We start from the raw sequence: 12,531 nt of genomic DNA on the forward strand, positions 1-12,531 counted from the left end.
TGCAATCATTTAAAAACCCTCTTTTGAATCTCTCTTGCTGTCTTTGTATTGGCTAACCCACCGAGTGCCGATTCTTTCAAGCGGGGAGACATTAAATCGCCAACCTCTTTTGTCGCCAAAATCACTTCATCGGGCGGGATTAGACCTTTTACACCCGCAAGCGCAATTTGTGCCGAAGTGAAGGCATTTGCCACACCGATTGCATTTCGAATAGCGCAAGGTTCTTCTACAAGCCCTGCCACAGGGTCGCAAACCAAACCCATAGAACCCTTCAAAGCGATTGCTGCAGCTTCGAAACAGGTTTCTGTATCAGCGCCAAAAGAGTACGCAATAGAGGCCGCAGCCATCGCTGCGGCGCTTCCTGTTTCGCCCATACAGCCGGCTTCGCTACCGGCAAATGAAGAATTTTTTGCAAATATGAGTCCGATTGCAGCACTGACAAGCAGCGCTTCAATCATCATTTCTCTACTCATCTGATGCTCTTTCATTAATGTCACAAGTGCAGCGGGGATAATTCCTGAAGAGCCTGCCGTTGGTGCTGCAACAATCTTCCCCATACAAGCATTGACCTCACTTACAGCGAGTGCTCGCGCGACTGCCTGTTGCAGCGGAAAAGAAAGAACGGTTTTTTTAGCCTCATAAACCGACTTTGCCCAGTTGTTTAGCATTCCGCTTTTTGTAATCATCATTTGCGTAAGCCCTTGCTCAACCGAGTCTTCCATTACTTTCAATACCTTTTCAAGATGATCATATACTTCTTCTTTCGTCAAACGCTTATGATGCATTTCGTAGTCGCACATTGCTTCTGAAAGCGTTTTATTCTCCTTTTCACAATAGGCGGCGATATCGGAGAGATAATTAAATTCCATCATTATGATTTGGCAGTTTCGTTTTTAAGTCCATTCAAATTAGCATTTCAAACGCAATGCAAAATGTATATTTAGGGAGTTTAACTTTCTTACCATACAATATCGTTTTCAATTCCAATGGAGTTTTTCGGAATGCCTGTCTCACCGTCATCGGTGAATCTTCAAGAGAAATATAAAAATGCGTTGAATAAAATCCGGGTCATTTTACTGGTGGCGGATGGTGTTTTAACGGATGGCACGATTTCATACACCGAATCGGGCGATGAAATCAAATCATTTCATGTTCGTGATGGCTTCGCGATTCGAGTAGCACTTGAAAAGGGGTTTAAGGTCATCGTGATTTCTGAACGTGTCTCCAAGGCTGTTCGCAAACGTTTAATTGAACTTGGCGTGACGGATATTTATTTAGGGATTCGAAATAAATTAGAAACCTATCATGAATTAAAATATCTGAATCATTTTTCGGATGAAGAGTGTTTATATATCGGTGATGAACTCTCTGATATCCCGATTATGAAAGAGGCCGGATTTTGTGTTTGCCCGGTTGGCTCACCTCAATACCTGAGAGACCGCGTGGCCTATGTCACCGCAGCCGAAGGTGGAAGAGGTTCGATTCGTGAAGCAATTGAGCTTGTGCTTACCGAACAAGGAAAATGGGTGAATGAATAAAACTCACAAACACTGAATCCATTTCAAATCTTCATGCCCTCTCGGGCATTTCTTTTATTTCGATTCAAATGACGCAAGTATTTAAACGAACCCTTGTTACTACCGCTCTCCCCTATGCCAATGGCCCGCTGCACTTGGGGCACTTGGCCGGAACTTTCATTCCTGCTGATATTTTTGTTCGGTATAAAAAACTGCGGGGCGAGGAAATCATTCACATTGGAGGAAGCGATGAACACGGCGTTCCGATTACACTCTTAGCCGAAAAAGAAGGACTTTCCCCGCAAGCAATTGTGGATAGATACCACAATATGCAAAAGGAAGTACTTGCAAAGTTGAATATTGAGCTCGATAATTTTTCGAGAACATCGCTCCCAATTCATCACGATACCACGCAGGAATTCTTCCGAGACATTGAAGCAAAAGGCATTTTCGTCAAAAAAACTGAAAAGCAATTTTATGACGAAAAGTCTCAAAAGTTTTTGGCCGATCGGTATGTTGTGGGCACTTGCCCCGTTTGTGGAAACACCGAGGCCAATGGCGACCAGTGTGAAAACTGCGGAACCTATTTAAGCCCTCAAGAACTTATCAACCCCAAAAGCAAACTCACCGGAGAAACACCGATTCTGAAAGAAACAATGCATTGGTACTTTCCGCTTGGGCGTTATCAAAAAGCCTTGGAGGAAATGATTGATGACCGTGAAAAAAATAGTCATTGGCGGCACAATGTCTTGAATTATACCCGTGAATGGCTTCGCCGCGGGCTTGGCGATAGAGCCATCACGCGCGATATGGCGTGGGGTGTTCCCGTACCTTCCGAAAGCTCCGATGCCAAGGGAAAAGTGATTTATGTGTGGTTCGATGCGGTTTTAGGATACATTTCCTCAACAAAAGAATGGGCGCATAAAATTGGGCAGCCCGAAAAGTGGCGTGAATATTGGCTTCAGGGCGATACAAGGCTCATTCATTTTATCGGGAAAGATAACGTGGTTTTCCACGCCTTGATGTTTCCTGCGATGTTGATGGCCAAGAATGAAGCGAACTCAAAAGAGAAATATGTTTTGGTGGATCAAATTCCCGCTTCGGAGTTTATCAATATTGAAGGAAAGAAGTTTTCGAAGTCGCGTGGGTATGCGGTGTATGCCCACGAATTCTTAGAGAAATTCCCTGCGGATACGCTTCGCTACATGATTGCGATTAATTACCCAGAAAACCGCGATACCGATTTCAGTTGGAATGATTTTCAAAATCGCATCAATGGCGAGCTCGCCGATACACTTGGGAATTTTGTGAAGCGTGCCGTCGATTTCTCCAATTCCCGCTTTGCAGGAGAAGTACAGGCAGATATTACTCCTGAAAAGTGGAATTCATTGGGAATTGATTGGAATAAAATTAGAGAAGAACTCGAAGCCAATTATGAAGGTGTTCATATTAAGGAGGCTGCCTTTTTAGCGATGGAAGTGGCACGAACCGCCAATAAATTTCTTACGGATTCAGAGCCTTGGAAAGTGATAAAATCAAATCCAGAAGCCGCGAAAGAATCGCTTGCCGTTTCACTTAATTTATGCTTTTCTCTTTCGATGATCTTTTACCCAATTTTACCTCAAGCTTCACAGGCCATTCAATTAATGCTTGGTGTCTCGCCGAGTGAAATTGAATGGTACAAAGCATTCTCTCCTTCCCTCAAAAAGGGTCATAAATTATCCGGAAAAACCGATGTCCTCTTCAAAAAGATTGAGGATAAAGACATTGCTCCTGAACTTGAAAAAATTGCCGCTTTAATCAAACAAGCGGAAGCCGATGATCTTGCAAAATCAAAATCGAAAATGACCACAGAACCAAAACCGGAAGCCGCACCCGTAGCAGCCGTTGAAAATCCTTATGCCATCAAGCCTGAAATCACGATTGATGATTTCGATAAAATTGACTTGCGGGTTGCCACTGTTCTCGCCTGCGAAAAAGTCCTGAAGGCTGATAAACTGCTCAAGCTTACGGTTAAAATTGGTGACTCGGAGCGCGTGATTCTTTCGGGCATTGCCGAGCACTATACACCAGAGACCTTAATCGGAAAAAATATTGTGGTGGTGGCTAATCTTGCGCCTCGCAAAATGCGCGGCATTGAATCGCACGGAATGCTTTTGGCTGTTGAGGGTGAAGATGGAAAAGTGAATGTGGTATTTCCTTCCGGAGAATCGATAAACGGGCGGAGAGTGAAATAACAATGAGCGAAGGAGCAAATCAAAACGCAAAGATGAAACTCGAAACCGGCTTAATTCATCTTGGCGACGAGTTCAATACCACCTCTGCTGTTGCGCCGCCAATTTGGCAAACCTCAACTTATCTTGCACCTGAAGACCCTGCGGCATTTTCGGAACTTGCCGCTTCAATCAACCCCACCGAATTCTACTCTCGCCACGGCAACCCAACGAACGCGCAGGTTCAAGCCATCATTGCATCGCTTGAACATGCAGAAGCGGCCTTGGTTACGGCTTCCGGGATGGGTGCGGTTTCAGCGGCGGTTTTTGCATCTGTAAAAGCGGGCGAGCACGTGGTTACGCAAAAAATCCTCTATGCGGCATCGATGATTCTTTTTCGCGATCTCTTGCCGAAGTATGGCGTTGAAGTCACATTTGTAGAGGCCACCGATACCGCCGCCTTTGAAAAAGCCATTCGCCCGAATACAAAACTCATTTATCTTGAAACACCGGTGAACCCCCTTATGACGCTCACCGACTTAAAAGCCGTTTCTGCACTTGCCAAAAAACGCGGCATCACCACCATTTGCGATAATACTTTTGCAAGCCCAATCAATCAACGGCCAATCGACTTAGGAATCGATGTGGTGATTCATAGCGCGACAAAATTTTTAGGCGGTCACTCCGATCTCACCGCCGGCGCCATTTGCGGCACAAAAGAATTTGTGAAGGCCGCGTGGCGAATGATGATTATTTTTGGCTCTTCGCTTGCTTCATTCGATTCGTGGCTGTTGCTTCGTGGGCTTCGCACGCTTTCGCTTCGAATGGAGCGAATTAACGCCAATGCGATTGCACTTGCCGACTATTTAGTTTCTCACCCCAACATTGAAACGGTTCATTTTCCATTTTTGAAAACTCATCCTCAACTCTCTTTAGCAAAATCGCAAATGCTTGGGCCATCGGGAATGATGAGCTTTGAAGTCAGAGGTGAAAGTGAAGAGGAAAAATTCGATAATGCACAGTCGCTTCTTAAAAAACTGCGATTCCCGAAAAATGCCGTGAGCTTGGGCGGAGTGGAAACGCTGATTGTTCATCCGGCGTCAATGTGGCGATATCACTACACGCCCGAACAGCGAAAGGCATCAGGCATTGGACTGGGGCTCATTCGTCTTTCAGTAGGAATTGAGCACATCGATGATTTAATCGGGGATTTTCGGGAGGCGCTGTGAGTTACTTTCGTTCAATCCAATAATCAGGCAGTCGATGATGATCTGCTATCGAAATTACTTTTATCCCGAATTGTGTTTTCTTATAAATAATTGAAAAGTGAAATTAAATACTGCTGAATTTTCGAAAATCATTTTTGTATTGAATTCCTATACTGGGAAAAGCACTAATTTTAAATAGTATACTTTCAAATTCATCTGCAAACATTTGAGCTGCTTTAGGTGATTTTTCTTTGTAGTAAAGCAGCGCTTCGAAATACTCCTTTTCTGCTTCGGGGTGGATTTCAATCATGAATTAACCCAAAATACTTTTTGTTTTCTGTTTTAGTTCATCTATACCAATCCCTTTGACTTTGCCTGAAATCAACTCCTGATATCTTTTTTCCACCTCTTCCAACCAAGGCTCATCTTTTGCTGGAGTATCGTTTCTTGAAAGATTGAGCATAAAGATCAGTAAAGATTCAAACTCGTCCTTTTTGAGCGAGATTATTTCCTTTTCTAGTTCTTCGAGTTTCATTCTTCCTCCGATTCATTTATTTCTTGACCAATTCTGAGGCTCTTTCGGCTGCTTTTACAACGGCTTTGATTAAAGTAACACGAAGTCCGCCTTCTTCCAATTCCAAAAGCCCGTCGATTGTGCATCCGGCGGGAGTTGTAACGCTGTCTTTAAGCACGGCGGGATGAATATTGGTTTCAAGCACCAATTTTGATGCGCCGTACATTGTTTGCGCGGCAAGCAAGGTTGAGACATCGCGTGGGATTCCAAGTTTCACGCCTGCTTCGGCAAGTGCTTCAATGACAACATAAATATATGCCGGGCCGCTTGCCGAGAGTGCCGTAACACCATCCATTAAATATTCTTCGACAATCACCGTTTTCCCAATGGCATCAAAGAGGGTTTTTGAAAAGGCGAGTTGCTCTTCGGTCGCAAATTTTCCTTTCGAAAGCGCGGTCATTCCGGCATTGATGACGCTCGGCGTATTTGGCATTGCACGAATGACCGGCACAGGTTTTGAGAGGCGTGTTTCGATATAGCTTGTGGTTACAGAAGCTGCCACGCTGATGAGCAGATGTTCTTCGGTGAGAACGGAATCAATGTCGTTAAGTACGGCTTCAACGTTTTGGGGTTTTACGGCCAAGAGGATGGTTTTACAAGATTGTGCGATACTCTGGTTATTTCGCCCAAACTCAATTGAAGCGAGGGAGTTAACATTTTCGGATTGTCGTTTTAAGAGCGAACTTTCGCGGCGTACGCTTGCCATCATATCGTTGGGTGAAACGATCGCTTGCTTAATTAGTCCATTTGCAATGGCTTCTCCAAGTTTTCCATAACCGATAATTCCAAGTTTCTTCATTCATTTACCAATCTTTTGAGTAGCGTGCACCCGAATTCTTCTTCACCTGATACTTTTTCATCATGTTTTTTTCATCTTCTTTCATTGCATCCAAAATCTTTTCTGCATCCTGTTTGCTGAATTTTTGCTCTTGAGGCTTTTGCTCCTCTTTCTGCTGATTTTGATTTTCTTGATTTTGTTGCTCCTTTTGCTCTTCCTTCTGTTGCTGATTTTGATCTTGTTTATTCTGATCTTGTTTCTGTTCGTTTTCCTTTTTCTGCTGGTCGTTTTGGTTTTGATTGTCTTTATTCTGTTGTTTTTGCCTTTGACGCTGCTCTTCTTCCATTTCTTTCAGCATTGCTTTGGCAAATTCATAATTAACCTTGGTTTGCCTATCGCTGCTGTTGTGTGTTAAAGCCTGCTTATAATTCTTAAGTGCCTCTCGAAGCAATTCTGGCTTTTCTTCCGGTTTGGCATCTTTCGCCCGCTTAAATGCACTATTGCCAAGATTGTAATAAGCATCTGCACGAGTGGCTGCATCTATGGATTCATCGGCAGCAATTTTCTCGTATTTCTTTTGGGCATCGGTATATTTTTTTTGGCGATAGGACGCGTTGCCGGCATTAAAAGTAGCTGCGGCTTTGCCTTCGGTAGAGGCTTCCTCAGAATTTTCAATTTTTTCGTATTGACCTTTTGCCTCATCATACTCACCACGGCTGTAGGCGTTGTTCCCTTTCCGAACTTCAAAATATTGTGCCTTCAATCCGTCAGTAGAAAGGAACAGTGCTGCAATCAGAATTCCTGTTTTGAAGAGCTTCAAAACTAATTGTTCCCTTTTCTCTTGATGAAATGAGAAATGCTTTGTGAAGTGTTTCATAAGATAAGATCACCTAAATTTTACTTTTTCACTTTCCTTATTCTTTCGCCAAGCAGAGATTCAAGCACCAAAAGGGCGATTGCCACACCGATGAAATATTGAAATTGATCTTCGTAATCCACAGATTCTCGTGAGGCAAATTCGGTTTTTTGAAGCTTATCAAGCTCAACTAAAATTTTATCGAAATCGGAACCGGCAGCATTGATTTGATAAAAACTCGCCCCAGATTTCTCTGCTATTCTTCTTAGCCCGTCGGGGACAAATTTGGTCATCGCCACTTCGCCATCACTGCCGCGTTTGTAATCAATTCTATTCATTGATTTATCATAAATAGGAATTGGCGTGGCGGAAGGTGAACCAATCCCAACTGTGTAAACCTTGACACCCTCCACCAAAGCTTCATCTACCATTTCTTCCCATCCGGCTTCGTGATCTTCTCCATCGCTAAAAATGATAATCACCTTAGAAGGCTTATTGCCACGCGCGGATGCATCGGCACCTTCTTCAATGCTTTTGAATGCTTCAAGTGATTCGCGAATTGCAGCAGCAAAGTTTGTTCCTTGTGTTTCGATAACCTCAGGAGAAACAATATCAAGAAATAATTTGATCGAAGATTTATCGAGTGTCATCGGGCACTGCAAATACGATTGACCCGCAAAAACAACCAGCCCGACACGGTCTCCACCTAATTGATCGATAAAACGAGAGATTTCATATTTCGCTTTTTGCAAACGGCTTGGACGAATATCCTCTGCTTGCATGCTGTTTGAAACATCAAGCGCAATTACAACTTCAATCCCTTTACGCTTGACTTCTTTAAGCCGTGTTCCAAGCTGTGGCGCGGCATAGGCAAAAAGAATTAAGGCTGCTGCCAAAAAAATTAAAATCAGTTTCCAAATGAGTTTCGTACGACTAACAGAGCCGGCCAGTTCCTGCATCAATTCACTATCGCCAAGCAGTTTTACCGCGGCAAACCGCCGAGATAAAAAAAACACTAGGAAGATCAATAGCGGTATTAGTGCAAATAAGTAATAAAGATGTGTTGGGTTTCCAAAACGCATGTTTTTATCTGATTTTACGGTGCTTTACGGAAGCGTGTATTTGCTAATAAAATTTCAACTGCAAATAGAATCAACGCCCAAAGCAACACCTTCGAAAATTCTTCTTTGTACTCCGTGTAGGTTTGAACTTCAACCTTTGATTTTTCAAGATTGTCAATCTCACGATAAGTTTCCTGAAGGCTCTTAAAATCGGTTGCTCTAAAATACTTTCCACCGGTTGTTTTCGCGATTCTTTCCAATCCAACATCATCCACATCGACCTTCGCGCGAATGTAACGCGTGCCATATAATGGGTCTGGAATCGGATAATTGGCGTAACCTCGCGTTCCGGCGCCAACGGTATAAACTTTGATTCCTAAGGCTGCAGCTAAATCAGCGGCTGTTTGAGGTTCAATTTCGCCGGCATTATTCTGCCCATCGGTAAGTAATATTATGAGCTTACTTTTTGCCGTTGAATTCCTTAAACGATTGGTGGCTGTTGCCAGTGCAAGACCAATTGCCGTTCCATCCTCTTGCATTTTACCGGCATTCAAGCCGCTAATAAAGCGATTGAGCAAGGTATAGTCAAGTGTCAATGGGCATTGTGTAAATGCTTTAGCTTGAAAAATCACCAGTCCGATTCGATCACTAACACGATTTCGAATAAACTCTCGGGCGACTTCCTTCGCGGCATCGATTCGATTCTTTGGCTCAAAGTCCTCGGCAAACATTGAGGTTGATAGATCCAAGCAAAGTACAATATCGATTCCCTCTGAATAAACAATTTGTTTTTGATTGGATGTTCGTGGCCTAGCAAAGGCTAAAATTAACAAAGCAAGCGTAAGCATTCGGAAGATGAAAACGCTATGACGAAAATTCTTCAATATCCCACCACGCGCACTCTTTAATATTGAAATGCTTGAAAAAATTAAGGCAGGCGTATTCCCTCGATATTCTCTAAAAAAATAAAGAATTGATAGCAAAGGAATCAAAAGTAGGAGAAACAAAAACTCCGGATTTTGAAACGAAAAATTTGCCGAACGAAATAACTCTAACATTTAACGCTCCTCGTTCACGGTTGAAGGGTTACGAGAATTATTCGATTCTTCCTGAAAAGAAGAATTTAGTGACGCGCTTCCTTTTGATGCCCCTGATGTTTTATCAGGCTTAAATCGAACGAGAAATTCCAATGCCTCTTGATAGCTTTCTTTGATTTCAATTTTACTTGGCAAATATTTCGCAAATTTTACCATATCTGCTCTTTCAAAAATATTGTAAAGCCTGTTGTATTGCGCTTTTTCAACTTTCGTTTCAATGGATTGATAAATTTCATACGACGTTTGTTCAAGAGCCAAAATTCCAAAATGATTCTCCAAAAATTCACGAATGATAAAGGAGAGTTCAAAATAAAACCGCTTCAAGTCGGCATCTGATTCAAGCTTCGAATGATATAACACATCGATTTTTTCAACCGCAATTTCATAGGCTGAGCGTTGAATAACCGGCTCAACGACTTCTTTGACTTTTCTTGAGCGAACCCATCGATAAATCCAAAAGCTCATTCCAACAAAAAGTAAAACGGCCGTCGCGATTGACGCATAGACCCACCACGGAATTGGAAGTGAGCGAATCTCTTTAATATCCTCAATATCTTTTCGGGTAGTATCTAGTAAAGAGACAACATAAACCCGACTTGGCGGGGCTTGCACAATAGCTCTCGATACACTGTCTTTTCCTGTAAGATAGGTTAAGTTAAGAAAGGGAATCGGCTGCATTCCGGTATCAAAAACAGCAAGGGTATATTGAATTTTTTCAACCACAAGCGACTCACGCGTTTCTCTTGGCAAATATTGAACATCCCGAATTTCTAATGGTGCAAAAGCCACAGTATCCTTTTTGGTCGGATAAAGCAAAGAGACATCGGGCCGCTTTAATACCGTGAGTGTGTAAGTGATATCATCACCAATCGAAACCGTATCGGGATAAACATCGCTACGAACAGACGGCTGCTGTGCGTAAAGCGTCGCACAATGAAACCCTACAAAAAACGCATAAAATAAAAAGAACGGAATTATTCGCTTCATTATCATTGATTATCGCCTCATTTCACGACGTTTAAAGAATCCTTCAAGCGGAGTTATAAACGACTCTCCGGTACTGACTTCAATCATATCGATTTGCATTTTTTTCAGCGTATCATTTCTTAGCCGTCTGAAATCATCCATTTTATTTTCATAGTCTCTGCGTGCAGAATCATCAAAGGTGTCAAGCATAAATCGCTCGCCGGTTTCTGCATCTTCCAATTCTAAAAGTCCGACCCGGGGCAAGTTAAATTCACGCTCATCTGAAAGTTGAATCACAATAAAATCATGCTTTCGGTTAATCAGCTTCATTTTATCATCAAACTTGGGCGTGAGCAAATCACTCACCAAAAAAACAATTGACTTGCGTTTGAGCAAGCGGGTCATAAAATCAAGTGCCCCACCAATATTGGTGCCTTTGCCTTGCGGCTGAAAAGAAAAGATTTCGCGAAGCAATCTCAAGACATGTTTTTTCCCTTTTCTTGGGGCAATGAATTTCTCAATTGTATCGGTAAAGATGATGAGCCCGACCTTGTCATTATTGGTTATGGCACTGAAGGCAAGGGTGGCACAAATTTCAGCAGCTAAATCTCGTTTGAATTGCTTCTTGGAGCCGAATGCCGCTGAGCCCGAGCCATCATAAAGAATCATAAGGGTTTGCTCACGCTCTTCATTAAAGAGCTTGATATAAGTGTCATCGCGCCTTGCTGAAACATTCCAATCAATGGCACGCACATCGTCGCCAAATTGATAAGCACGTACTTCGGCAAATTCCATTCCTTTGCCCTTAAAGGCTGAGTGGTACTCGCCTCCAAAGACATTGTTAACAAGTCCGCGCGTTCGAATTTCGAGCTGCCGTACTTTTTTAAAAATTTCTTTTAAACTGATTTCTGCCATTTCATTCGATTCAGGCGTTGATAAAATCCCGTTTCAAACGCTCAGGGAACATTGACTGCATTGAGCACTTTTCTGACAATATCCTCCGCACGGACATCTTCTGCTTCAGCTTCGTAAGTTGGGATAATGCGATGTCGAAGAACATCGTAAGCAATAAGTTTTACATCATCAGGAGTCACATAACCTCTTCGATTCAAAAAAGCGTGCGCTTTCGAAGCAAGATTCAAGTTAATTGTTGCACGAGGTGAAGCACCATACTGAATCAGATTGCGAAGCTCCGGCATACCGAATTTTTCGGGCTCACGGGTGGCAATAACAATATCAACTATGTATTTTTTTACTTTCTCTTCCATATAAACGTCATTGACAACGCGTCGGGCTCTGAGAATCTCATCCACAGTTACAACAGAATTCACTGTATCTTTTCTTTCTGTTCTTGCCATTCTGTCCATAATCTCAAGCTCATCTTCAGGTGTTGGATAACCCACTTTGAGCTTCATCATAAATCGGTCAACTTGCGCTTCAGGAAGAGGATATGTTCCTTCCTGTTCAACCGGATTTTGAGTGGCCATCACCAAGAAAGGATTATCAAGTTTATAGGTTTCTTCCCCAATCGTGACTTGCTTTTCTTGCATTGCCTCAAGCAAAGCCGATTGAACTTTAGCGGGAGACCGATTGATTTCATCAGCGAGAATGATATTGGCGAAGATCGGGCCTTTCTTCGTTGTAAACTCCATTGTTTTTTGATTATAAATCATCGTCCCGATAAGGTCGGCGGGCAAAAGATCGGGCGTGAATTGAATACGATGAAATTTAAGATCAATGGCTTTAGCAAGAGTGCTTACAGTAAGGGTTTTTGCAAGACCCGGTACACCTTCAAGCAAAATATGTCCATTGGTTAAAAGACCCATCAAAAGGCGAGAAACAACCTCTTTTTGGCCAACAACTTGTTTTGAAATTTCAGTTTGGAGTTTTGTAACAAATTCAGATTCCTGATAAATGCGTGCTTTTAATTCTTCGATGTTGACGGCCGTTTGCATATGTTTATGAAAGTTGTTTGATTTTTTTTTGAGATTGAATTTTTTTCTATTGGTAGTTACTTTTCAGATGATTGTTTGGTGACATAAATGGTTCGAAATGCCCAAATCATTATTCCAAAGCCACTTGCGCTAAGCAGCAATGCCAGCATCGGATGTACATGAAAATAATCGTGAATCATCCCAATTCTAGGAATAAAGAGAATCACCAAATTAGCACCCAATAGAAAGGCAAGCATTCTCGAGGTACGAACACTAACTTCCGGCTTTCCAGACTTATTGCTCATCGTTTTCAATTAACTTCTTTTT

14 protein-coding genes are annotated in these 12,531 nt (G+C 42.4%); 3 read left to right on the top strand and 11 right to left on the bottom strand.

Going from position 1 to position 12,531, the window contains the following annotated elements; all coding sequences use genetic code 11:
* Nucleotides 1–5: 5 nt before the first annotated feature.
* Complete coding sequence (gene sdaAA, locus SFU91_02265; GenBank protein ID MDX2127843.1) at nt 6–872, bottom strand: L-serine ammonia-lyase, iron-sulfur-dependent, subunit alpha; 867 nt, start codon at nt 870–872, stop codon at nt 6–8.
* Between the two features lie 129 nt (nt 873–1,001).
* Between sdaAA and SFU91_02270 the strand changes: the two genes are divergently transcribed.
* The 3 genes from SFU91_02270 (at nt 1,002) to SFU91_02280 (ending at nt 4,959) form a co-directional block, all read left to right on the top strand.
* A complete protein-coding gene (locus SFU91_02270; GenBank protein ID MDX2127844.1) occupies nt 1,002–1,538 on the top strand; it encodes a 3-deoxy-D-manno-octulosonate 8-phosphate phosphatase in 537 nt (178 codons plus the stop codon).
* 68 nt (nt 1,539–1,606) lie between these two features.
* Nucleotides 1,607–3,754 carry a methionine--tRNA ligase gene (metG, locus tag SFU91_02275; GenBank protein MDX2127845.1) on the top strand — a complete coding sequence of 716 codons (2,148 nt, stop codon included), beginning with the start codon at nt 1,607–1,609 and terminating at the stop codon, nt 3,752–3,754.
* Nucleotides 3,755–3,756: 2 nt separating this feature from the next.
* The gene (locus SFU91_02280; GenBank protein MDX2127846.1) at nt 3,757–4,959 is read left to right on the top strand and encodes a PLP-dependent aspartate aminotransferase family protein; all 1,203 of its coding nucleotides are present in this window, start codon (nt 3,757–3,759) and stop codon (nt 4,957–4,959) included.
* Nucleotides 4,960–5,062: 103 nt separating this feature from the next.
* On the opposite strand, the gene SFU91_02285 is transcribed toward SFU91_02280, so the two are convergent.
* Genes SFU91_02285 through SFU91_02330 form a run of 10 tightly spaced genes read right to left on the bottom strand, consistent with a single transcriptional unit; the run spans nt 5,063 to nt 12,509 of the window.
* Complete coding sequence (locus SFU91_02285) at nt 5,063–5,248, bottom strand: type II toxin-antitoxin system RelE/ParE family toxin (protein ID MDX2127847.1); 186 nt, start codon at nt 5,246–5,248, stop codon at nt 5,063–5,065.
* 3 nt (nt 5,249–5,251) lie between these two features.
* Nucleotides 5,252–5,473 (bottom strand): hypothetical protein, encoded by a 222-nt coding sequence (locus SFU91_02290; GenBank protein ID MDX2127848.1) that lies wholly within the window; start codon nt 5,471–5,473, stop codon nt 5,252–5,254.
* Between the two features lie 16 nt (nt 5,474–5,489).
* Nucleotides 5,490–6,311 carry a pyrroline-5-carboxylate reductase gene (gene proC / locus SFU91_02295; GenBank protein MDX2127849.1) on the bottom strand — a complete coding sequence of 274 codons (822 nt, stop codon included), beginning with the start codon at nt 6,309–6,311 and terminating at the stop codon, nt 5,490–5,492.
* 4 nt (nt 6,312–6,315) lie between these two features.
* Nucleotides 6,316–7,167 carry a hypothetical protein gene (locus SFU91_02300; GenBank protein MDX2127850.1) on the bottom strand — a complete coding sequence of 284 codons (852 nt, stop codon included), beginning with the start codon at nt 7,165–7,167 and terminating at the stop codon, nt 6,316–6,318.
* A 20-nt stretch (nt 7,168–7,187) separates the two neighbouring features.
* The gene (locus tag SFU91_02305) at nt 7,188–8,228 is read right to left on the bottom strand and encodes a VWA domain-containing protein (GenBank protein ID MDX2127851.1); all 1,041 of its coding nucleotides are present in this window, start codon (nt 8,226–8,228) and stop codon (nt 7,188–7,190) included.
* A 14-nt stretch (nt 8,229–8,242) separates the two neighbouring features.
* The gene (locus SFU91_02310; protein ID MDX2127852.1) at nt 8,243–9,265 is read right to left on the bottom strand and encodes a VWA domain-containing protein; all 1,023 of its coding nucleotides are present in this window, start codon (nt 9,263–9,265) and stop codon (nt 8,243–8,245) included.
* On the bottom strand, nt 9,266–10,291 hold the full coding sequence (locus SFU91_02315; protein MDX2127853.1) for a hypothetical protein: 1,026 nt from the start codon (nt 10,289–10,291) through the stop codon (nt 9,266–9,268).
* 9 nt (nt 10,292–10,300) lie between these two features.
* A complete protein-coding gene (locus SFU91_02320) occupies nt 10,301–11,185 on the bottom strand; it encodes a DUF58 domain-containing protein (GenBank protein ID MDX2127854.1) in 885 nt (294 codons plus the stop codon).
* Nucleotides 11,186–11,226: 41 nt separating this feature from the next.
* Nucleotides 11,227–12,225, bottom strand: a complete 999-nt coding sequence (locus SFU91_02325; GenBank protein ID MDX2127855.1) for a MoxR family ATPase — start codon at nt 12,223–12,225, stop codon at nt 11,227–11,229.
* A gap of 56 nt (nt 12,226–12,281) precedes the next feature.
* Nucleotides 12,282–12,509 (bottom strand): hypothetical protein, encoded by a 228-nt coding sequence (locus SFU91_02330; protein MDX2127856.1) that lies wholly within the window; start codon nt 12,507–12,509, stop codon nt 12,282–12,284.
* Between the last annotated feature and the right edge of the window lie 22 nt (nt 12,510–12,531).

Source organism: Chloroherpetonaceae bacterium (genome assembly GCA_033763895.1).
GTDB lineage: Bacteria > Bacteroidota > Chlorobiia > Chlorobiales > Thermochlorobacteraceae > JANRJQ01.